We start from the raw sequence: 20,976 nt of genomic DNA on the forward strand, positions 1-20,976 counted from the left end.
ATGAGAATATATCTAATCCTATTCTTCTTTCTCAGTAGTCTCTCTTTTCAGGGGCTACTGGGAAAAGAATTAAAGCTACTCACAGGGACTTTTAAACAGGAAGATCTCAAGCTCAACCTGAGCCGGGACAAGTCCTGGGTTCCCTATCCAAGTTATTCCGATCGTAAGGCATGGGATCAGCTGATAGCCCCATTCCGAGAGGAGGTTATCGCGAAAGGCGACAAAGCACTCGACTATCAATGGCAGGTGGTAAAGGCAACAGATTATCTGGAATATGAACGCTCAGGCAATCGCGGCATGATGGAAAAGCCGATGAACGAAAACTGTACAGCGCTCACAAACCTGCTCTTAGCTGAATTAGCAGAAGGAAAAGGACGTTATATCGATCAGATTCTAAACGGCACCTGGCACATGACCGAGATGTCTACCTGGTCATTATCGGCCCACCTACCTGCTTTCCAATCCAGCAAAAGATCCCTCCCGCAAGAACGGACACATGTCATTGACCTCATGGCCGGTGATGTAGGATCCTTACTTTCGTGGATACACTATTTTTTCGGGACACCTTCAATACCATCAATCCGGAAATAAGTCTACGCTTAAAACAACACATCCAACAACGCATTATACTGCCTTATCTTGACCGTAATGATATGTGGTGGCAGGGCTTTGAGCTCAAAGGAAACCAATTGGTCAACAACTGGAATCCCTGGTGCAATTTTAATGTGCTCACCTGCCTGCTACTGGTAGAAGACAATCCGGATGTTCAACTGGCTGGCATCTATAAAACAATGACTTCGGTCGATCGCTTTATCGATTACATTAAAAAAGATGGTGCCTGTGAAGAAGGTCCGTCCTATTGGGGCACGCCGCTGGTAAATTGTACGATTACCTTAAGATACTTGCCCTTGCAACACAGAACAAGGTCAGTATCTTTGACAAACCTCTTATCCGCGATATGGGTGAATATATCGCACAATCTTATATTGGTGGTGACAGATGGGTGGTCAATTTTGCGGATGCCTCAGCCAAAGGTGGTGGAGACCCGCTTCTCATCTATCGTTATGGGCAAGATGTACACAGTACCGAAATGATGCAATTTGCGCGATATATGACAGATCTTGGCGGTAAAGGTGCGGACTTCAAACCCTCACGGGATATCTTCCGTGCATTTGAAGACTTACGCTGTTTTCCACAGCTTCAGCACACACAGGCAGCACTTCCTCAAAATGCATTTAAGTGGTATCCGGAAACGCAGTTTCTCTATCTGAAAAAGGGAGGTTTTTTCTTCGCTGCCAAAGGTGGTTTTAATAATGAGAGCCACAACCATAACGATGTCGGCAGTTTTATTCTATACCAGGATCAGCAGCCTCTCTTTATTGATGCCGGTGTGGGAACCTACACAAAGAAAACATTTAGCGACGATCGCTATAGTATCTGGACCATGCAGGGTGCCTACCACAACCTGCCCCAGATCAATGGTAATGATCAGGCATTTGGCAAAGAATACAAAGCCGAAAATGTGGTATTCCTACCTGAACAGAATAAATTCCAGCTCGATATCGGGAATGCCTATCCAAAGACAGCCAATATTGAACTTTGGAATAGAAGCTACAGCCTCACAGCCGATGGTCTGACCATAGCAGACGAGTTCAAGATCAAAAATCCGACCCAGTCTAATATAGTGCATTTTTAGTTTCAAAAGAACCTCAGATTACCAAGGGAGTGATTGCCATGGGCGACGGTCTGGCCGCATTGCATTTTAATCCTGCACAGTTCGTTGCTTCCTACGAGCCCATCACACAGGATGACCCTCGTCTGAGCCAGGTATGGGGCGAGCGGCTTTACCGCATCAGCCTCAAAGCCAAAAGCATCAAATCGACAGGAAAATATAGTTTTATCATTAAAAAAGCCAAATGAAAAGAAGAAATGGATTCAAGCCGTAACATTAACTACCGCAGGAGCGCTAATGAACAGTCCCTTGCTTGGTCGCAGTCAATCCAGGGGTTCATCGGCGCAACCTTCTACTGACGACCGTGCGTATTGGGTGTCTATTTTAACAAAAATGGCCAGTCCTATTCTCGATCGTATCAGCAAAGAGCGTTTTCGCGCAGAGATGCCAATTGTTAAAAGTGAAACTTATGACTATATAGATCCCAGTGTGGGTTATCTGGAAGCCTTTGGCCGATTATTGGCCGGTATGGCACCATGGTTGGCTCTGCCAGACAATAAAACCGCAGAAGGAAAATTGCGTGCTAAATTTAAACAACAAGCCTTACTGGGCATACAGCATGGTGTAAACCCTGCTTCGGCAGATTATTTCTCCTGGCGTAGCAAGTCCAAGCAACCTCTGGTTGATGCGGCACATTTAGCCCAGGCATTTATGCGTGCCCCAAAAGCATTATGGGATCCACTACCGCAGGTGACAAAGCAACAGGTTATTACCGAATTTAAACACTTACGCTGGATCAAACCCAACGAAAGCAACTGGCTATTGTTTGCCGCAATGACTGAAACTTTTCTCTACAGTATCGGTGAAGACTGTGTCCGTGAGAAAATAGACTATGCGGTAAACAAATTTGATCAGGAATGGTATGTCGGCGACGGATGGTATAGTGACGGTGCGCGATTTAGTTTTGATCATTACAATGGTTATGTCATCCATTGCATGCAAGTGGAGACCTTAAAAAATAATCTTAGCGCTGATGCGAAGTACCAAACCATGTATGACCGCGCCTACAAACGAATGCAACGTTATGCACATCATCTGGAGCGCATGATTTCACCGGAGGGTACCTATCCTGTCGTTGGGCGGAGTGCAACGTATAGAAATGCGGCCTTTCAACCGCTCGCTGCAGTCGCACTCGATGGAAAGCTCCCCACGGACCTCTCCAATGGGCAAGTGCGCGCAGCATTGACAGCAGTCCTCAAGCACATCTACGCCGATCGCATTTTTCATGAGGATGGCTGGATGGCCTTGGGATTTCTCAATGCCGATCAGGGAAATATAGCAGACAGTTATACAAACTCGGGTTCGCTCTATACTGCTTCCCTCTCATTTCTACCCTTAGGCCTTCCACCAACGCATGCATTTTGGTCTGACGCTGCTGCGCAATGGAGCTCACAAAAAGCTTTTGCAGGTTTACCCTTCCAAAAGATTATTATGTAACTTACTAAGAATATACGCTGTTAGGAATTCTTAGGTGGTCGTATGAGCCGTGTGAAACGAACGATTGAGCTCACGAATACCTTAAAATACCAATTTAATGAGTAAACGAGTTTATTTATACCGACGAGGCTAACACATATACCGCCGAAGGCAGCGTGAAACGAGTGAACCAAAGGACGAGAGTTCATAAATACCCTAATCCTAAAATAATAGATGAACAAATAATTTATGCAGATGAAAAAAGAAAAACCAGTTTAAAAACAATCCTTCTTATCGCTTCGGGACTTTTTGCGCTCAGCTTTATTGACCAAAAGGCAAACTTTATCGATGCTAGCTTCAACGCTGCGGAGAAACAATATCAATTTTTGGCCAAGGAAGCTGACAAAGACCATAAGTTCCCACGTACATTGACTCCTTCAGGACAATTGCGCGGAACCGACGAATGGGATTGGACAGGAGGTTTTTTCCTGGCTCACTATGGTATATCTACAACCACACACACAATAAAGAAACAGAGAAAGAAGCGATAAAATGGACCGAAGCGCTCGAAAAAGCGAAGGACCTGGATCAACATCACGATATTGGTTTTGTCATGTATTGTTCCTATGGAACAGCAATAAAATACCTCAAGGATCAGAAAAAAATTGCCGATTATAAAGCCATCCTGGTCCATTCGGCCAATACCGCATTAAAGCGCTTTAACCCACAGGTTGGTGTCATCAAGTCATGGAATGAGAAAAAGTCATGGGATGGCAAAACACTTTGGAAATACCCTGTCATCATTGACAATATGATGAACCTTGAAATGCTGTGTTACGTTTCCGATCTGACAGGTGATCCTAAATATAAGGATGTCGCTATCAGTCATGCAACGCAAACCATGAAAAACCATTTCCGCACAGACTATAGTACCTACCATGTTGTAGACTATGATGCCAGCGGTAAAGCAATCCATCAACAGACAAATCAGGGCTATGCCGATAATTCAACCTGGGCACGTGGACAGGCTTGGGCTATCTACGGATTTACCATGATGTATCGGGAGACAAAAAAACCAGAGTTTCTCAAAACAGCACAGGCAGCAGCTAAATTTTACATGACCCACAAAAATCTTCCAAAAGATAAAATCCCTTACTGGGATTTCAATGCTGGACAACAGGGATATAAATCAGATGCTGATTTTTCAACGTTAAAGCTCAATTACGTTCCTCGTGATGCCTCCGCAGCAGCTATTGTCGCTTCGGCACTCGTTGAACTATCGACCTTAACTTCAGGAGCAGAAAGTAAATCCTATTTAGCTTTTGCGAAGGAGAGTCTACAGACACTGTCAGGAACAGGTTATTTTGCCAAATATGCAAGCAACGGTGGTTTCTTGCTCAAACATAGTGTTGGCAGTCTGCCACATCATTCTGAAATTGATGTCCCTTTGACCTATGCAGATTATTATTATCTCGAAGGTTTAACACGCTTGGAACAACTCAAAAAATAATAAAAACAGGCTGTATCAAAAGCTAAACTTTGGTAAACAACGCCAACTAATCTTTAGAAACCTCAGCCGAACGAATGAAGAAGGTCCAAGTTCTTTACAGATCCTGGACCTTACTTTTTAATATTCACGGCAATTCGAAAGAATTAAAACCTTATTTATTATCGGTCGGGATTGTTTCTGATACGGTACTACCCGCGTACTCAGCCTGTGGAAGCTTTATCTCGACAGTTTTATTTACTTGTGCACGTTTATTGATGAGATGAATACGTACGGCTTTTTCCTGTTGCATTGGATCTGCCACATCCAGTTTGAAGGCTTTATCTCCCTTTGTGATCTGCAGAATGACCGGCTTATCCACCTGAATAGACCAAGCCCCAATTTGATAGGTACCTGACTGATGAAACACTGCCTGAATAGCGACCAGCCCCTGATGTTCTACGGCTTGAACAGCAGACGTATTGTGCCAGATTTTTAACTGCTGCATAGCCTGCTTATCGATCTGATCCACACCAGGCACCACGATATACCCATAACTCCCATTGACAGGTTTCGCCGCATGTTCAATCCATAACTTAAATACCTTACCATGGACAGCATCTTTTGATCGGGAACGATTGATGCGGTACCAGGAGCCCGATTGTTCTTTTGCCGTCAGAACGACTTTTATGGCTTCCGGAAAATAATAGCCAACCTGATTGTGCATCACATATTCACCTTGTTTTACATTTCGAACCAGTGAATCGGTTGAAATCTTCTCTTTTCCATTCCATACGACAGGGCCATTCAACCAAGTCTGATTCAATGTTGTGACGACCGGTTCAGTAGCACTACTGCTAATTCCACTACCTAGGCAAACAATCTCCTTATCAAAAAAGAACCATGCTTTTTGTGCAGTCAGGCCATCGTATTGAACAGACATGGCCGATGCACCGATTGTACCATTGCTGACCCCACCAGAGAAACTGTTGGCAGCCAGTACACCCCACTGTTCTTTGAGTTCCTGATCACCCTGATAATCTCGGGTAGTTGTCCCCGGAATTTTGTCCCACTCCCATACCGGCATGATATTATAGTATTCCGGACCAAATACCTGAATATTGGTTACACCATCTGTCATATTTTTACCAAGCATATTTTCACCATTTCCTGATTCCGATTTGTTGGTTCGCTTGCTTGCCAGACGCAGGTTAAAATGAAACTGTTTTCTGAGGTGTGTTGTATAGTCTCCTTTCCAATAATGTCGATGCAGGGATTGATCTTCCGCATTAAAATCCTGTACACTATCTAATTTTGCCAATCCTCTCTTCCAGACCTCACTTTTAGCCGGATCGATCAACTGCATTTGCTGCAGTATGGCAACTTCCTGATCCTTGCGCAATATATCTGGTCGCGATATCCCACGTCCATGCACATTAAAATCAATATAACGTGAACGTATAATCGGCAGATAAGTTTCCAAAAGAAATTTTTCAAAGAGATGCAATTTCTCTTTATTAACTGCATAAGGCGTCTCGCGGACATAGGCCATTACCTTAGAAATTCCCTTTAAAAACTCTTCGCCATAGCCCGCAATATACAATTGTGGGCCGTGCTGTAAGTAGGAGAAATCATATTGTAAACCCTCTTTGCCATCCACCAACTGGATAGGAAAAAGTAGTTGTTCCATAGCAGCTGCCAATAGAGCGGCATCTTCCAGGATCAGTGCACGATAGAAATAATGCATGGCAATATCACTTTTGTTCGCGCCCGTTTTCTTATAGGGGTCCCCTTTTTCCATCAATTTGACCAGTGCTGTTTCCACTGCAGCCGGGATTTTCTCCTGACCAAATTTCATCAGGATCAGACAGACACCTATTGCTTTGGGAGAGGCAATTTCATTGTGCCACCAATTCGTGGATTCAAATCGGTTATTTGCCCAGTACTGAGCTACCCGTACAATCTTGTCATACAGCGACTTTTGCTGATAAGATTTACTCTTGGGAGATACATAAGCTATGATCAAAGCTTTCAAGCGATCCAAGTGTTCTCCTGGAGGCCAAAGTGAAATTGATTTACTCGTGTAATCTATATCAGACCAAGTACCGGCTTCAGTCAGCTGATTGCTCCAGATTGTGGTTTTATCACCGTGCGTGGACGAACTTTGCAGTTCGTCTTCGTACACATGTTTTTTGATGCGATCAAATGTATGCTTGTCCTGTGCCCTTGTCATGACCAGTCCAAATGATAATAAAAATATAAGTATAGCTTTCATTCGTTTTCCAATTATAATCCGATTAAGGGTATTTCTTTTCTGCTGCCCGTCCAATGACATCCATTCGATGTTTCATCATTTGGTTCTGATCATTATCCAAGACTCCACTTAACCATTTGGGAGCTGCCATCTTTTTTCCCACTCAGCCAATTGACCCAACATTTCCTTCACGTTATCGGGATATTTTTCAGCTAGATTATGTTGTTCTTTCAGATCGTTTTTCAAGTTAAATAACAATATCGGATCATCCTTGACAACAATCAGTTTCCATTCGGCATGACGGACCGCTTTCGCGACTCCCCGTCGCCAAAATAAATATTCATGCCCATTCTTCGCCGCCTTATAGGATGATAACAGACTTAGCCCATCGATCGCTTGTCCGGGGATGTTTTTCCCTTGTATGGCATCCATACTTGTTGGCAAGATATCCATACCCGATACCATCGCATTGACTACTTTTCCTTTCGGTAGCTTTGCTGGCCATTGCATAATCATTGGTACCCGTATACCGCCTTCCCATTTCGACCCTTTCAGACCGCGCAGCTGGCCATTATCGGCACCATTATTTGTCGCCGCACCATTATCATTCATAAAGATAATCAGCGTATTTTCATAAAGTCCATCGCTTTTCAGTTGTTCTATCAAACGGCCAATGTTACTGTCCATATTTTCCAGCATGGCCAGATAAGCACGGCGCAAAGGATCTGCAATATGATTATATTTACTATTCTGCGTCAGCGGAGCCTCCACAGGAGTATGTATAGCATTAAAAGCCAGATACATAAAAAAGGCTGTTGGCGATAACGATGAACATAGGAGATTGCCTTATCGGTCAATGTCTCTGTCAGATAGCGAATAGAATCTTCGGGAAAAATGCGCCCATCATCGACCAACATTTGTGTTGGTTTTACCTTTCCGGGGATCGGAAAATAAGAGCGATCTCCGCCGATAAAACCAAAGAAATGATCAAAGCCACGCTTAAGCGGATGAAATTGGGGACCGTCCCCTGATGCCACTTGCCGATGCCAACGGTTTTATAGCCGTTGTATTTCATAAAATCAGCTATGGTTGCCACCGAGGTATCCATCCCAATATCTTCCAATGCTGTTCCATTGGTCGGCCGTTTGGAAATATTGTGTTCGAAGCCAAAGCGTTGTTGGTACCGACCCGTCAGTAGGCCGGCACGTGAGGGTGCACAAACCGATGCAGATGCATAAGCACACTGAAAACGAATGCCCTGTTTAGCCAGCTCGTCGATATGCGGTGTATGCACCTCCTTACCACCATAGCAACCAAAATCATCGTAACCGCCATCATCGCTCAAAATCACAATGACATTGGGCCGCTGCTGTGCAAAAACAGAAATTTCAACTAGAGAAAGTACACTCAGCAAAGTGAGTATACGATAGAACGTTATCCGGTAGATCATCGCATTAGATTTATCCCTAAATGTAAACCTAAATGTATTGGATTTTTGTAAAAAAACCGAAAACGATTTCGTTAAGTCAATTTTTTTAGTCCTTTAGCGGGGAAATCCAATCCGAAGCAGATGGAAATAAACGAGAGAAATCAACTAGCAGCTATTGCTAAAATTTTGGTCAGGAATGATCATGATAAGGCATTAGATGCCCCCTGGTGCGGCTCCTCCAAAGTGGGCAAAATACTGTTCGACCCGACCTTTTAGCTTTGCAGAAAAATGGTCAAAGGCGACATCCCCAGAGCATTAGCCGAACTCTGGGAAGAGTTCAAAATCCTCCTAGCCCTTCACCCTGATCTTGGCTTTGTTGTTATTGAAGGCGCACGTATTGCGGATATCCCGAGCTTTTATGCTGAAATCAATCGAGTTTATATGGCTGATGAGAGTTGGCAAATTGGGAGTCTGGATGGTTTTGATGATCTGCTTTATGGTGGCTTTGGAAAAGTACAGGATGCAAAAAAAAAGACGATCATCTGGAAAGACATCGCCCATAGTAGAGCGGCATTAGGAGTAACAACCACCCTCGCCTACTATCAGGAAAAACTTGCAGCCAATTCACCATTCAATCATACCTATTTCCAACAAAAGCTAGCCGATTTACAAGCTGGAAAAGGACAGACTTATTTCGATATCGTAGCGGAAATAATACAATCGCATCCAAAGATTGACTGGATTTACTAAAGGATTTAAAGAATTCAAAATGGTATCTTTATTGAACCTAAACAGAATACCATGAAACATATAGTAAAGATATTTTTTTGTTGACGATGCTATTTCAGCATGTTGCTTATGCGGACAGTCCTCTTAAAGTCGCTGTTGCGGGACTCAATCACGACCATGTATACCTCCTATTGAATTTATATAAAGAGAAGAAGGTTGAGATCATTGGGATAGCAGAGGCCAATAATATCCTCGCAGACAAGATTCAGACCCAATATAACCTTCCGAAATCCGTTTTTATCCAGATCTCCCTTCATTATTGAAAAGAGTAAAGCCCGATGTCGTTCTTGCTTACAACCCCACCAATGAGCATATCAATGTAGCGGAAATCTGTCTACCGCTCAAAATACCTGTCATGGTAGAGAAACCGATGGCAACCACCTTGGCTGATGCCAAACGCATAGCAACTTTATCCAGGGAAAACAAAACGGCTTTTTTGGTCAACTACGAAACGACCTGGTATAAGAGCAACCAACAGCTCAAGCAATTGATTGATCAAAATGCCGTGGGTCGAGTGACACGGATGATTGTAAAGGATGGGCATGAAGGGCCCAAAGAGATCGGCTGTAGCAGCTATTTTCTCGATTGGCTAACAGATCCACAGAAAAATGGCGGTGGTGCATTAATGGATTTCGGCTGTTATGGGGCCAATCTTATGACCTGGATCAAGAATGGTGAACGGCCTATTTCTGTCAGCGCAATTACACATCGACTGAAGCCAGAAACCTATCCAAAGGTAGAGGATGACGCGACGATTATCTTAAACTACCGGGATGGTAGCACAGGTATTATCCAGGCATCTTGGGCTTGGCCTTACAGCGTGAAAGACCTACAGGTATTTGGGACCAAGGCTCAACTTTATGCACAAAACGATAAAACATTGTTAAATACGTCCAGCATAACGATAAGCCAATAGTTATTCCAACCGATCAAACCTATTTTGAAAATCATATCCTTTATCTGGAGGATATACTAAGGCAAAAACAGTTCCCAGAGAATGATCTGGGCTCCATCAGCAACAATGTGACTGTGGTCGAAATATTGGAGGCTGCGAAACGTTCAGCAAAGGAGGGAAAGACGATTGTATTAAATTGATATTTCACAGAAAAAGGTATGTGGATAACCATTTCCACATACCTTCTTCCATATAATACCAACATTGTTGACAAGGACATGTCGGATTTGTTTCATATTGTTCAATCGGAGTTCTGAGGCGAACCGTTAGGGATCCAGCGGTTCGTCCGGATCGATTGTGAATGCTTCATCTTTCGCCTGAAATTCGATGATAACATCGGAAATTCGTTTTCCAAGGCTATAGGGTACATAACCCAATTCGCGAATACAGCGGTCGGCCATTTTTTCTACCGCATCGATATGTGCCTTACTGCTGTTGACAATGGCAAATTTATCTTTAGGAAATCCATAGTTCAATAGTATACGGGCAGTATTGCGCAGATTTGTTGTTGTATGGCGGGCATGCGGATCGATCAAGATCGCCTGTTCAGGGACTCCCATGACATTGATCAAGTACTTTTTCATCTCGATTGCCTCGATATACGCCGTTTTATAAGGGTGTACCTTTCCACCGGAAAGTACAATAAAGGGGCCAATTTTTCAAAATAACTACGGGCAGCCATGCGTGCTCGCAACATACCGCCAGGACTGATCGGCTGTCCATAGATTTCAGGGCCCGCCCCAGGGTCAACAACAGGCTGTAAGGGTAGACTGAAAAATTTGTTTTTTCACTTGTTCAAACGCCTTTTTATTTTCCAGTGCTATCAGTGGCTCCAATTGTGCAGCGTCCCAACGCTCATTGATCTCAAGCAGCCTTACCGCTGTCATCATTGTCATAAAAAGCGCCTCCTTACCAGTCGGAATATCTTTTAGCACATCCTGACGTACATCATCTAAAAGCTGAAAATAAGCCTTACGATTTACATCAAAAGAAATTGAATCAATCCTGGGATAGTTGGGCCTCTTGCCGCCACCATAGACATCAACAACATAGTTCATGGCGCCAAAGTCCTGTAACAGCGCTTTCTTAAGATACACTTTTGCGGTCTCATCCCTTGGTATACCATAGGTCTTTGATGGCATCAACGTTGATTCAACCAGTTCTGCCAATTTCCTGTTGCCCTTGATCTGACTTGAAATTTGTTCAGCCATGAGTTCGATCTCAGAATATTTCCATTTAAAAGCTTCCAGAAAACAGCCGAGATCCGCGCAATGATCACTACCCTTGAACCGGTCAAATCGCTGTTTCAACATTGTTGAAACAGCTTGGGATGCACAAAGCTGCTGTGTTAAGGCAGGATCCTTTAGCAACAGATAAGTCGCGTAATAATTCTTGCGGATGACCCAATCCTGCGGACCGGGAAGATTGGATTGGGGTTGGCGTTTGGAAATGTGCATTACGCATATTCCCAAAGTCAACAAAATGATCTTTTAATGATACCGCTCATATCCGATTCTATTAATAGCCAGGATTTTGATACATACGCTGTGGATCCAATTTATATTCATCAAAAGGAATTGGATAGTACCGATCCTTTGTAGTTATATTGGAGATTTTAGCATTCCCATAATCTGCCTGGTTTTTAGTTTTAAAGTACGTCACCAATTCCTGTGGATTATAGTTCCGGATTAAGTCAAACCAACGTTGATTTTCGAAAGCCAGTTCCACTCGACGCTCGTGCAAGATCGCTAACTTTAATGTTGGGTATTTTGTACGATAGTCATTGTTTAACATTGAGGCTGCATAAGAAGGCAAGCCTGCCCGTTCGCGCACCTGATCCAATAGCGCAATAGCTTCAGCTTCTTTACCCAGATGATATTTTGTTTCGGCCAACAATAGCATCACATCGGCATAGCGGATCAAGATCCAGTCATTTCCGCCCCAGCCAGCACTGCTTGCTTTCACGCTATTATCTCTAAATTTAGTCACAAACCAATCATTTACCTGTGGGTCTTTTGCAAATTTGACTGAGAAATCCTTTCTTAAATCACCTTCTTCATAGTCTTTGATCAGGTCCAATTTAACAACCTCGCCAACCCCGGTTGCTTTGTTTTGCGAATTAATAAATTCACCTTTTGCCTGATAATTCCGTGCAATACTCGAACTGTAGTTCTGATCCCCTGTAGGTACTGAATTTGAAAAACCAATTCTTTACATTGCATTTTCATCCCGACATCAAACACTTGGGCATATGGTATTTCTTTCAATTGACCGAAAGTCCGCATGCCATAAGATGCGCTAAGGTACTGCTCAGCTTTTGCGAAGTTTTCAGCACTTCCTGAAGCCTGAGTAGCACCCAAAGTCAAATACACCTGTCCTAAAATAGCATTCACCGCAGCTTTCGATGTCCGACCCACGGCATATTCCATCTGTGTGTTCGGCAAATCACTTGAGAGGGCGTCGGTAAGATCCCGAATGATCTGTTGATAAATGACCGATTCTTTTTGACGAAACGCAAGTTCATTTGCCTGTTCTTTGCTGGTTACCTGAACGGTTGACATGGGAATATCGCCGAATTTACGTACCATATGGAAAAGCAGTAATGCACGTACAAATTTTGTTTCGGCCATATACCTTTGTTTCAGCCCTTCGCTAGAGAAAGAGACTTCATCAATATGTGTAAGGATTACATTGCAACGACTAATGCCCGCAAACATTGCCGCCCAATGTGTTTTTAAATAGGTATTGCTCGGCAGCAATGAAAAGTCATTGAACTGAAAGGGCTCTCCTGCGTTGGACTGATTATCATTACGTCCGGTATTATCGGACCGTTCTTCGTTGTATAGTGTACTGCCCTCGCCGATTGTACTCCCCGAGCGCAAAGTTTGATATAAGCCGTTGACAGCTAAAAGCACGTCATTCTCCGACTTAAAATAGTCTTGAATCTGAATCGCGTTCGGATCTTTTTGGTTTAAAAAGTCTTTACTGCACGAAGAAAGTGCAAACAACACAAGCGGTAATAAATATCTTTTTTTCATTGAAGTATTTTTTAATAGTGCTTCCATTCGAGATTTCGTGATTGAAAAATCATAAGGGCGCTATGAATATGTATATTAGAAAGTTACTTTTACACCAAGATTATAGGATCTGACCAATGGGTACAGTCCATAATCGACGCCCGGAGTCAGATTTCCCCGTTGGTTATAATCTGGTTCGGGGTTATAACCTTTGTATTTGGAGATCGTAAAAGGGTTGTCCACTGTTGCATACACCCGTATTCCGGATAAACTCAATTTTTCAGCGATGTTTTTGGCATATTATAGCCCAGGGCAATATTGGTCATACGTAAAAACGAACCATCCTGCAGGTAGAAATCTGACAGACGCGTACTGTTACTTTGCGTGCCACCCTGGAAGCACGGTACACCTTACCATTACCTGGGTTTTGTGCTGATCGGTAGCGTTGTGCGACATCGGCATACTGATTGCCTGATCCCTCCATGTTATAGAGATAGTAATCATAACCATCCAATACTTTATTGCCTTGTGATCCATTGAATGATGCACGTAAATCAAATTCTTTGTAGCGTGTACTCAGCGCAAAACCATAGGTAAAATTCGGATGCGGATTACCGATCACCCGCTTGTCGGCATCATTGACAATACCGTTTCCATCGACGTCCTCAAAATAAAGATCACCTGGTTGCAAAGGCGTAGATGAAGCTGCCGATGGCGCTACTGTCTTGTAATTTTCCTCTGTTGCCACGCCAAGAACTTTAAAGCCATAGAACATACCGATTGGGCTTCCTTCCTGTGTGATATGGGTCAGATAAGAACGTTCGGCACCGTTGGTTAAGATCGTTGACGATCCACCCAAATCAATACTTTATTGCGGTTGACATTAATATTTCCACTGATACTCAATTCAAAGTCACTTTTACGGATCAATGTCGCATCTACCTGTAAGTCAAAGCCTTTGTTTTGTACTTTAGAATTTGGTAAATTGGTCAATATTGTCGTTGATCCGGATACCGCAGAAATCGGTTGGTCAAACAATAAATTAAATGAGCGGCTCAGATAAAAATTCGCCATTACATTCAAACGCCCCTTCAAGAGTCCAAGATCCAACCCGGCATTATATTGAGAAGTCGTTTCCCAGCTCAAATTAGGATCGTACAGATCACCAGCAGTATATCCTGTACTGACTTTATCACCTAAGATCACACCAGCGGGGAATTAAATACAGATACTGAGCGATACTCTCTGATATTATTGTTACCGCTACGCCCCAACTTGCCCTCAGTTTCAGTGTAGACTGCTGCCCTAGCCAATCCGTATAAAAGTCCTCTTTGGAAATTGTCCAGCCTCCAGAAACCGAAGGGAAAGTTCCCCATTTATTATTTGGGCCGAAGCGCGAAGAACCGTCTGTACGTATGGAAGCTGAAAGGAAATATTTCGAATCGAAACTATAATTTACACGACTAAAATACGATTGAAGTGTTGTGATACGTTTGAAGGTATCGTCTTTCAAGAGCTGAAAATTGGAGGGTCAGCACCTTTATCAGTGATTTCACCAATAGCATTGCTATTAAATCCATTAGCTCTCACACCCTGATAATCGAAATCCGTCCGTTGTGCGGAGTAACCTAACAAAGCAGAAATCTGGTGTTTCTCACCAAAAGTCTTGTTATAATTTAATGTCGTTTCCAGAAGCTTATCCACCTCATTTTTGGTTTTGGCATCCGCATAGGCAGCTGTGATTGCTTGTGGAGAATAAGGTCGATCATTTCCGTTAGAAATACTTGTTGGGCGGAAATAATCGTATTTTTTCATCGTATGTGGAAAATCCACCATTCACTTTCAGATTCAGCCCATCGATAATCGTAAAATCTGCGAAAGCATTATACAGCCCTTTTTTTTCCTCGCCGATTGTTTTTGATCTGAGTCACATAAGCCAACGGGTTTTCGGGGTTCTGAATACCATAATTATTTGCTGAAAGATCGGCCATCAGGTATTGTGCATAAGAACCATCCTCGTTATATACGGGCAATGTAGGCAGATAGATTAACGCTGCCATGGAAGGACTTCGGTCATATCGACCAGTAGTCACTTCGTTGTTGTCATTGTATGTAAAGGAAACATTGGCACCAACGGTGAGTCTTTTACTGACTTTACTATCAATATTAGCTCGAAAGTTAAATACTTTTTGATCCGTACCCAACATGATACCTTGTTGGTTTTGATACGAACCACTTAGAAAGTAGCGATTTTTTCATTGCCACCATAAGTAGAGAGGTTATGGCGTTGGAAAGGCGCATTACGGTAAAGGGCATCCTGCCAATCGGTATCGTATTTTGATTTTTAGCGGTACCCGTTGCAAAATCGTAATATTCTTCAGGGATAGTTATCGACCCTGCGTTGCCGGGAGAATTCAATACGCGTGTTTTGTTATCATCGAGACGTCTTGCATCCGACCATGCAATGTTGGTTTTTGCCAGAAGGTCTTTATACGAATTATTACGACCATCAATCAAAAGGTCAATAAACTGTTCGGCATTTAAAACATCTATTTTCTTGGAAAGCTGACCAAAGCCACCCAACACTTCATAATCGACATTGTTTTTACCTTCTTTACCACGTTTGGTGGTGATCAGCACAACGCCACCAGCTGCACGCGATCCATAGATGGCAGCGGATGCCGCATCCTTGAGAATATCAATGGATTCGATATCATTGGGATTAATATTTAAATTATTTCCGGCGGGATAGCCATCGATAACATAGAGTGGATCCGAACCGGCGTTGATAGATCCCATACCACGTACGCGGATCTTGGTTCCATCATAAGGGGCACCGCTTGTTTGCATCACCTGTACCCCGGCCACTTTACCAACTAAAGCTTGTGATAGTTTTGGCGCACTGAGATTTAGTTCTTCGGCTTTTACGCTGGCGATCGCACCGGTAACATCGGATTTTCGTATTTTCTGATAACCGATGGAAACCGTCACTTCTTCAAGCGTATTTTCATTGGGCTGTAAGACAAAGATCTGTCCATTGGATTGCGCTATAGGCTGGACAAGATTGTTAAATCCAACATAGGAGATACTGAGTCTATCACCGACCTCCGCATCGATATGGAAATTTCCTTTTTCATCGGATTGAACAGACTTTTTACTTTTTAAATTTTGAATTGTTGCTCCTGAAACTGCATTGCCCTGCGCATCGACCACGCGGCCGCTAAGGGAATGCTGTACCTGTAAGAAATGCGGTTTGGTTAGCGATAGAGGTTTAGCTTTGACAGCCGATGAGCTCGCTGCAATGGCACATAACAACCAAAAGACATTGTTGGCTTTAATTTTCATAAGTAGTGCATTTGATTTATGGGTACAAGGTTACAAATGCAATATGAAGGTAGTATCAATAAAAGGTTAATAGTTTTTAACTAAACCGCGTTAGCATATAAAATAGTCTTAACAAAAGGCTAACAATAACGACAGAAATTAGCGCTTATTTTTTCCAAAAAGAGGGCGAAGAGACAGGTGTAAAACAAGGTATATAGCTAGTGCGACAAGGATATTGCCCATCAGTTTAAGTGGTTCAAAATTTTCGAAACTGGCGTATTCATCACGTTCAGGATTATAGCCCGTGCCTTCGGAATAGAACTTCCAGGGAAATCCGATTACCAGTTTGCCGTCTACAGGCAGTTGATTCTGATAAGAGAGCGCTGTCAAAACAGCAAAAACAGCTATCGCACCAGCTATTCCTTTTAGAAGGGCTGGTACGATGGCTGTCTTATGTCCGGGAATCATTTTATTCATTGGGATAAATATAATGATTGTTTTTTACTCAATGCTAGCCATTTAATAAATAGTGTTTCCGGTCAGCCAGTTGAAAATCCGTTAAGAAAAAAGAAAAGCTATTTTCTATATTTCTGACAACGAGTTTGTTTTGTTGGATAAGCCCGTACAAGACATTTTTAAGGTGACGGGGAAAAATCTGTAAATGAACAAGACCGGTATGTTCGACCTTACGAAACATTTGCAGTGCTGTAGCACCATTTTCAAAGTAATTACCGTCCAATAATACGTCCAGTTTTTGCCGAACATGGAGCATGGCATCCGATTCAAGTTGCAGATCTTTCTCGGCTTTCCATTCCTCAAATTGCAATTCTGGTGCAGGAGGATGTTCCTCTCCCTTCTCAAACTGCCAGGGTAGTTCAATAGTATAGTTCCATTTCACCTCATCCTCTTCGATTTTAAGACGCACCAAACGCTCCTCAGAAATCTCATATTCTTCTCGATGGAATTCCATTGCTTCGATCCACGAACTCGCATATATCCGATCCAATAAAATGGATTCTTGCGTTAAAAACTTTTCGACTTGAAACATCCGCTCAAAATCGAGATAAGCATGATTGGGCTTGCCCAGTAAGAACGAAAGCTCTTCGGGCCGCCATTCTTTCTTTATCCGCCGCTTGAGATAGGTATACCAAAGTCGGAAATCATGCGAATACATCATTCCACCGTGGGAAGTTTTTATTGTAGATTCGGTATTCATACTACGTATTTTCTTCTTTGTCATCATTTTTCATAATCTCATGAATTCGCTTCTCCAATACTTTTTTATGCCAGTTATCAAGAAGCTCCTTAGTTTTCCCGATAGGATCATCATCACCAGTTTCCATCATTTTCACCCATCTTTTCGCAAAGTCCTCATATTCAAACATTATACCCTTAGACCGTGTATATTGGATCATATATTCCATAGCAAATAAGTTAGCCCATCGGTGAGGATCGAGGAATTCACACATATACTGGGCAATATCAATTTTATTGATAAATTCCTGAACCACCTCTTCGGGTGTAAAATTGAAGATGTCACAGAACTGTGTAAATTCGGTGGTTAAATTAATGTTTTCTAATGTTTTCATTGGTTTGTTATAATGTGTTATCCTCCACTCTATTTTCCAAAAAATCATCCAGCCATCGCTGATAGATCGCAACCCGCTGCTCAAGCCCACGATAAAAAAATACCGTTTGTTCAACTCCTGAATCTCCATAATAAAATTTTTGAATCTGGCTGAATTACGGTATTCCAAATCGACAATATGACCATACCCATCATGAACCCGAATAACAAATCCAAGAATGGGATTATATTCGCCTTCATCCAAATGAAGTACAGCAAGATAACCCGGTATGGAAACCAGCTTCATCATCCCATTGATATAATGAGACGGATGCGTATTGTTTAGAATGCAGGTCAATAAGAAGTCCTTGCTCAGTTTGAAACAGGTATTTTCATCCAGATAAATGATATCTTTCATTTTCCTTCCTTTTGATAAGATATCATAAATTTGCCCTGTGATTACACGCCCCTATTCCGACGTTCCGTGGTACTGTAATTTCTATTTAGGCCCAATTTCACCTGGCGTTGTATCAATTTTGTACCACGCTCCTTTTCCCCTTTGTCCAATTTGGTAGGAAGAGGATCTGTTCCCAGCTTTAACTTATCATCAATAAAGCGAATACCCTTGGTGACAAGATTGTAGCTTGATTTATCTGTAAAATTTTGATCCATAAAAGAGTAATGATCCAAAAAAGCTGTATAAATGCAGGAACCGCTATACCAAAGAGTTCGCAGATCAGCTTAAAATTCCGAGGTACCACTAGAGGTACAGATTGCATATCTTCCATTTTTCTATTTGTGTTGAATATAGCGGTAACCAAAACTTCTGGCCTTAGATTTACGAAGAGGTGCTACCCCTTTCTTTCCTACCATGGTCTTAAGTGCTTGCATTAAAATGTTTACCCGAATTCCGTCCCCGATATTTTTTTAGCGCAACGCCAGAGCTGAAGAGCCGTACAATATTTCTTAAAGTGCCCCTCTTCCAGTAAACTCATCAGCAGCAACTCCGTAGCAAGGCGATCTATTTCAATTGTTTCAGCATCACGAAATTTATCTTTATTTATTGCTTCCATAAGTCGAAAAAAACGATGGTCTCCACCCCATTGATAAAATATTCCATTTGATAATAGCGGACACCTTCTTCCTCCCAGATGGACATTTCAAACAGATAAGCGGATCGACTATCAAATACATCGATCTCCAATTTTCCTTGATCAAATACCCAATGGAGATGAGCCATGACCTCCAGATTTCTAATGGGAATTTTTAATTCCTCCATATCCTTGATATAGTTTTCATCTTTCCCCATTAAAAGGCCAGCTCTTCTCGGGTATAGCCACTACTTATCCGATTCAGTATCAAAAGATAAATTGTGCCTGCATAATCCATAGAAAATTCAGCTCGAAATTTTCCAATTACAGGGTTGGTAGTTACATTATCCATCTTCCTTTAATTTCGATTTACTATCAGCCCCGATTTCGCTTCCATATATTTCAGACTCTGTTCGCAGAGATCCAGGAAAATATTGCAATATCACTTGCTTTCGCACTAAAAATGCTCATGTCCAATTGGGCCAGTTCGGGAGGTAGCTCGTAGATCCTTGATTTCGTCTGCCGAATTAATTCGGCATTTAGTACACCATCGATATTATTTTTAGGCACAAAGAATTCTTTCAACCTACTGTCACAGATACAAGTCCAATCGATCAGCTCTTCCAAATTGGCATTGTTTGGAGCATGACCGATGCGCAGATAGAGATAGCTATACAGTCCAATCGATAGCAGTTGGTTAAGCAAGGAGACAGCCAATAACCTGCTCGAAATATGTTCTTCAATAAAAAGTTGTACCAGATCCTGCATAAGTTTTGAATTACGTTCACAACAATTTGCAGCTTTCAATAAAGTATCAGACCAAGCTATCGGCTTGACAAAGTAGCAAGGTTTATAATTTGGATCACGGAAGAGGACGATAGAGTCATTCCAGATTGTATTCGAGAAGCGGCTCCCCTTGTTCAGTTTTGTTTCAATAAAACTGGTGTTTAAAAATGAAATAACGGCTGTAACCCGACCAAAAGAAACTTTACGAAAATGAGTCGATCCAATCCGTTTTTAATGACAACCAAATAGAGTGTTGCGCTACCAATATCTTTTGGCGGATAGTCGAACAATCCGTTTCCATTGGCATTGCTCACATAATAGTTAAGCAACATAATTTGCTCAGGCTGATTGTCCCTATAAATTTTATTAAGCAGCTGTTGTATATCGGATTGATACCGCTCCGGCCAAGGGAAAGATTGGAAAATAGGATTATTTGAAACAGCCAGCTGTGCTGTGGTTACAGTCTTCTTGTCAGCGGGCGGAGTTGCCATCTTTTTGATTGTTTCCGGGCCGGTGGTAACTGCTGGCTCCTTCTCTGCTTGCGGAATATCGATCTGTGTGGCCGTGATCTGCTCATATTCAGCACGAAGAGCCCCTATAAAATAGTGAAATAATTGATCGATCGCATCCAACATTAACCTACTATGATCATATAGGCAGGAGGCATCAAAAGCCGAAATTTCCAATTCCTTATTTTGCTTTACTGCATCAAAGGCTCCATCTAACAATTTAAAGCGCTCTCTTGCCAGTTCATTATCGCCTATAAAATGCGCATCCAGTGTCGCAAAATGCTCGCTTAGATTTCTAATTCTATTATTTAACCGGTGTACATTATTCGCTCTCCCTTCGACCATAATCTGCAACAACTTTAAGTGATTTTCCAGCCCCTGATGCAGCATAAATGACGCCTTAAGGTAGTTTCCTGCAGCAGCAAAAGCTTCCGCTCCCTTTAGAAAATCGGCTGATAAAGGCAGTATTTTCTTATAATATTCCTCAGCGAGTTCCAATGCACTTCGCAATTCTTTATGTCCTGCAGCTTATTATTTTTTCCATCAGCAAGAAAAATGATATGCTTAGGCAACGAAGCATAGGCATAATATATGCTACCGATCTTTATTTTATTCTTCAAA

32 protein-coding genes are annotated in these 20,976 nt (G+C 42.3%); 10 read left to right on the top strand and 22 right to left on the bottom strand.

Annotated features, from left to right (window positions below):
• The 7 genes from KUH03_RS14060 (at position 1) to KUH03_RS14090 (ending at position 4,658) form a co-directional block, all read left to right on the top strand.
• Positions 1-591, top strand: coding sequence for a hypothetical protein (locus tag KUH03_RS14060; protein WP_257094215.1), 591 nt, complete (start codon positions 1-3; stop codon positions 589-591).
• On the top strand, positions 540-1,094 hold the full coding sequence (locus KUH03_RS14065) for a hypothetical protein (protein WP_257094217.1): 555 nt from the start codon (positions 540-542) through the stop codon (positions 1,092-1,094). The genes KUH03_RS14060 and KUH03_RS14065 overlap by 52 nt, the downstream gene beginning before the upstream one ends.
• The gene (locus tag KUH03_RS14070) at positions 1,004-1,696 is read left to right on the top strand and encodes a heparinase II/III-family protein (protein ID WP_257094219.1); all 693 of its coding nucleotides are present in this window, start codon (positions 1,004-1,006) and stop codon (positions 1,694-1,696) included. The genes KUH03_RS14065 and KUH03_RS14070 overlap by 91 nt, the downstream gene beginning before the upstream one ends.
• 29 nt (positions 1,697-1,725) lie before the next feature.
• Complete coding sequence (locus KUH03_RS14075; RefSeq protein ID WP_257094220.1) at positions 1,726-1,920, top strand: hypothetical protein; 195 nt, start codon at positions 1,726-1,728, stop codon at positions 1,918-1,920.
• A gap of 49 nt (positions 1,921-1,969) precedes the next feature.
• On the top strand, positions 1,970-3,169 hold the full coding sequence (locus KUH03_RS14080) for a DUF2264 domain-containing protein (RefSeq protein WP_257094222.1): 1,200 nt from the start codon (positions 1,970-1,972) through the stop codon (positions 3,167-3,169).
• Positions 3,170-3,324: 155 nt separating this feature from the next.
• A complete protein-coding gene (locus KUH03_RS14085) occupies positions 3,325-3,699 on the top strand; it encodes a hypothetical protein (RefSeq protein WP_257094224.1) in 375 nt (124 codons plus the stop codon).
• The gene (locus KUH03_RS14090) at positions 3,618-4,658 is read left to right on the top strand and encodes a glycoside hydrolase family 88 protein (protein ID WP_257094226.1); all 1,041 of its coding nucleotides are present in this window, start codon (positions 3,618-3,620) and stop codon (positions 4,656-4,658) included. Before KUH03_RS14085 ends, KUH03_RS14090 begins: the two co-directional genes overlap by 82 nt.
• Positions 4,659-4,809: 151 nt before the next feature.
• Here the strand turns inward: KUH03_RS14090 and KUH03_RS14095 are convergent, their stop codons facing one another.
• The 3 genes from KUH03_RS14095 to KUH03_RS14105 form a co-directional block, all read right to left on the bottom strand.
• The gene (locus KUH03_RS14095) at positions 4,810-6,909 is read right to left on the bottom strand and encodes a polysaccharide lyase 8 family protein (protein WP_257094228.1); all 2,100 of its coding nucleotides are present in this window, start codon (positions 6,907-6,909) and stop codon (positions 4,810-4,812) included.
• 108 nt (positions 6,910-7,017) lie between these two features.
• Positions 7,018-7,692 carry a sulfatase gene (locus tag KUH03_RS14100; RefSeq protein ID WP_257094230.1) on the bottom strand — a complete coding sequence of 225 codons (675 nt, stop codon included), beginning with the start codon at positions 7,690-7,692 and terminating at the stop codon, positions 7,018-7,020.
• A 124-nt stretch (positions 7,693-7,816) separates the two neighbouring features.
• Entirely contained in the window at positions 7,817-8,338 is a 522-nt protein-coding gene (locus KUH03_RS14105) for a sulfatase-like hydrolase/transferase (RefSeq protein ID WP_257094232.1), read from the bottom strand.
• A 267-nt stretch (positions 8,339-8,605) separates the two neighbouring features.
• On the opposite strand from KUH03_RS14105, the gene KUH03_RS14110 reads away from it, so the two are divergent.
• The 3 genes from KUH03_RS14110 (at position 8,606) to KUH03_RS14120 (ending at position 10,022) form a co-directional block, all read left to right on the top strand.
• Entirely contained in the window at positions 8,606-9,067 is a 462-nt protein-coding gene (locus KUH03_RS14110) for a ribonuclease inhibitor (protein WP_257094234.1), read from the top strand.
• 77 nt (positions 9,068-9,144) lie between these two features.
• Positions 9,145-9,369 (top strand): hypothetical protein, encoded by a 225-nt coding sequence (locus KUH03_RS14115; protein WP_257094236.1) that lies wholly within the window; start codon positions 9,145-9,147, stop codon positions 9,367-9,369.
• Positions 9,366-10,022, top strand: coding sequence for a Gfo/Idh/MocA family protein (locus KUH03_RS14120; RefSeq protein ID WP_257094238.1), 657 nt, complete (start codon positions 9,366-9,368; stop codon positions 10,020-10,022). Before KUH03_RS14115 ends, KUH03_RS14120 begins: the two co-directional genes overlap by 4 nt.
• Before the next feature lie 305 nt (positions 10,023-10,327).
• Here the strand turns inward: KUH03_RS14120 and KUH03_RS14125 are convergent, their stop codons facing one another.
• From KUH03_RS14125 to KUH03_RS14215, 19 genes are all read right to left on the bottom strand, one after another.
• Complete coding sequence (locus KUH03_RS14125; RefSeq protein WP_306429741.1) at positions 10,328-10,717, bottom strand: YdcF family protein; 390 nt, start codon at positions 10,715-10,717, stop codon at positions 10,328-10,330.
• A 90-nt stretch (positions 10,718-10,807) separates the two neighbouring features.
• On the bottom strand, positions 10,808-11,542 hold the full coding sequence (locus tag KUH03_RS14130) for a hypothetical protein (protein ID WP_257094239.1): 735 nt from the start codon (positions 11,540-11,542) through the stop codon (positions 10,808-10,810).
• Between the two features lie 37 nt (positions 11,543-11,579).
• A complete protein-coding gene (locus tag KUH03_RS14135; protein WP_257094241.1) occupies positions 11,580-12,140 on the bottom strand; it encodes a RagB/SusD family nutrient uptake outer membrane protein in 561 nt (186 codons plus the stop codon).
• On the bottom strand, positions 12,131-13,099 hold the full coding sequence (locus KUH03_RS14140; RefSeq protein WP_257094243.1) for a RagB/SusD family nutrient uptake outer membrane protein: 969 nt from the start codon (positions 13,097-13,099) through the stop codon (positions 12,131-12,133). The genes KUH03_RS14135 and KUH03_RS14140 overlap by 10 nt, the downstream gene beginning before the upstream one ends.
• A 75-nt stretch (positions 13,100-13,174) precedes the next feature.
• Positions 13,175-13,354, bottom strand: coding sequence for a hypothetical protein (locus KUH03_RS14145; RefSeq protein WP_257094245.1), 180 nt, complete (start codon positions 13,352-13,354; stop codon positions 13,175-13,177).
• A gap of 46 nt (positions 13,355-13,400) precedes the next feature.
• A complete protein-coding gene (locus tag KUH03_RS14150; protein ID WP_257094248.1) occupies positions 13,401-13,937 on the bottom strand; it encodes a hypothetical protein in 537 nt (178 codons plus the stop codon).
• Positions 13,913-14,284: a TonB-dependent receptor gene (locus KUH03_RS14155; protein WP_257094250.1), complete on the bottom strand. Its 372-nt coding sequence runs from the start codon at positions 14,282-14,284 to the stop codon at positions 13,913-13,915. The genes KUH03_RS14150 and KUH03_RS14155 overlap by 25 nt, the downstream gene beginning before the upstream one ends.
• A complete protein-coding gene (locus tag KUH03_RS14160; RefSeq protein WP_257094252.1) occupies positions 14,271-14,591 on the bottom strand; it encodes a TonB-dependent receptor in 321 nt (106 codons plus the stop codon). Before KUH03_RS14160 ends, KUH03_RS14155 begins: the two co-directional genes overlap by 14 nt.
• Complete coding sequence (locus tag KUH03_RS14165) at positions 14,588-14,893, bottom strand: hypothetical protein (protein WP_257094254.1); 306 nt, start codon at positions 14,891-14,893, stop codon at positions 14,588-14,590. The genes KUH03_RS14160 and KUH03_RS14165 overlap by 4 nt, the downstream gene beginning before the upstream one ends.
• Before the next feature lie 68 nt (positions 14,894-14,961).
• The gene (locus KUH03_RS14170; protein WP_257094257.1) at positions 14,962-15,285 is read right to left on the bottom strand and encodes a hypothetical protein; all 324 of its coding nucleotides are present in this window, start codon (positions 15,283-15,285) and stop codon (positions 14,962-14,964) included.
• Positions 15,257-16,423 (bottom strand): TonB-dependent receptor plug domain-containing protein, encoded by a 1,167-nt coding sequence (locus KUH03_RS14175; RefSeq protein WP_257094258.1) that lies wholly within the window; start codon positions 16,421-16,423, stop codon positions 15,257-15,259. Before KUH03_RS14175 ends, KUH03_RS14170 begins: the two co-directional genes overlap by 29 nt.
• Positions 16,424-16,561: 138 nt before the next feature.
• On the bottom strand, positions 16,562-16,879 hold the full coding sequence (locus KUH03_RS14180) for a hypothetical protein (protein WP_257094260.1): 318 nt from the start codon (positions 16,877-16,879) through the stop codon (positions 16,562-16,564).
• 34 nt (positions 16,880-16,913) lie between these two features.
• A complete protein-coding gene (locus tag KUH03_RS14185) occupies positions 16,914-17,618 on the bottom strand; it encodes a hypothetical protein (RefSeq protein ID WP_257094262.1) in 705 nt (234 codons plus the stop codon).
• Between the two features lies 1 nt (position 17,619).
• Positions 17,620-18,387, bottom strand: coding sequence for a hypothetical protein (locus KUH03_RS14190; RefSeq protein ID WP_257094264.1), 768 nt, complete (start codon positions 18,385-18,387; stop codon positions 17,620-17,622).
• Positions 18,388-18,428: 41 nt separating this feature from the next.
• Positions 18,429-18,641 carry a hypothetical protein gene (locus KUH03_RS14195; RefSeq protein ID WP_257094266.1) on the bottom strand — a complete coding sequence of 71 codons (213 nt, stop codon included), beginning with the start codon at positions 18,639-18,641 and terminating at the stop codon, positions 18,429-18,431.
• Positions 18,642-18,868: 227 nt separating this feature from the next.
• Positions 18,869-19,042, bottom strand: a complete 174-nt coding sequence (locus KUH03_RS14200) for a hypothetical protein (RefSeq protein WP_257094268.1) — start codon at positions 19,040-19,042, stop codon at positions 18,869-18,871.
• Positions 19,030-19,278, bottom strand: coding sequence for a hypothetical protein (locus KUH03_RS14205; protein WP_257094270.1), 249 nt, complete (start codon positions 19,276-19,278; stop codon positions 19,030-19,032). Before KUH03_RS14205 ends, KUH03_RS14200 begins: the two co-directional genes overlap by 13 nt.
• Positions 19,279-19,462: 184 nt before the next feature.
• Complete coding sequence (locus KUH03_RS14210; protein WP_257094273.1) at positions 19,463-19,828, bottom strand: hypothetical protein; 366 nt, start codon at positions 19,826-19,828, stop codon at positions 19,463-19,465.
• A 179-nt stretch (positions 19,829-20,007) separates the two neighbouring features.
• Entirely contained in the window at positions 20,008-20,865 is an 858-nt protein-coding gene (locus KUH03_RS14215) for a hypothetical protein (RefSeq protein ID WP_257094275.1), read from the bottom strand.
• Positions 20,866-20,976 lie beyond the last annotated feature (111 nt).

The organism is Sphingobacterium sp. E70 (assembly GCF_019285695.1).
Taxonomy (GTDB): domain Bacteria; phylum Bacteroidota; class Bacteroidia; order Sphingobacteriales; family Sphingobacteriaceae; genus Sphingobacterium; species Sphingobacterium detergens.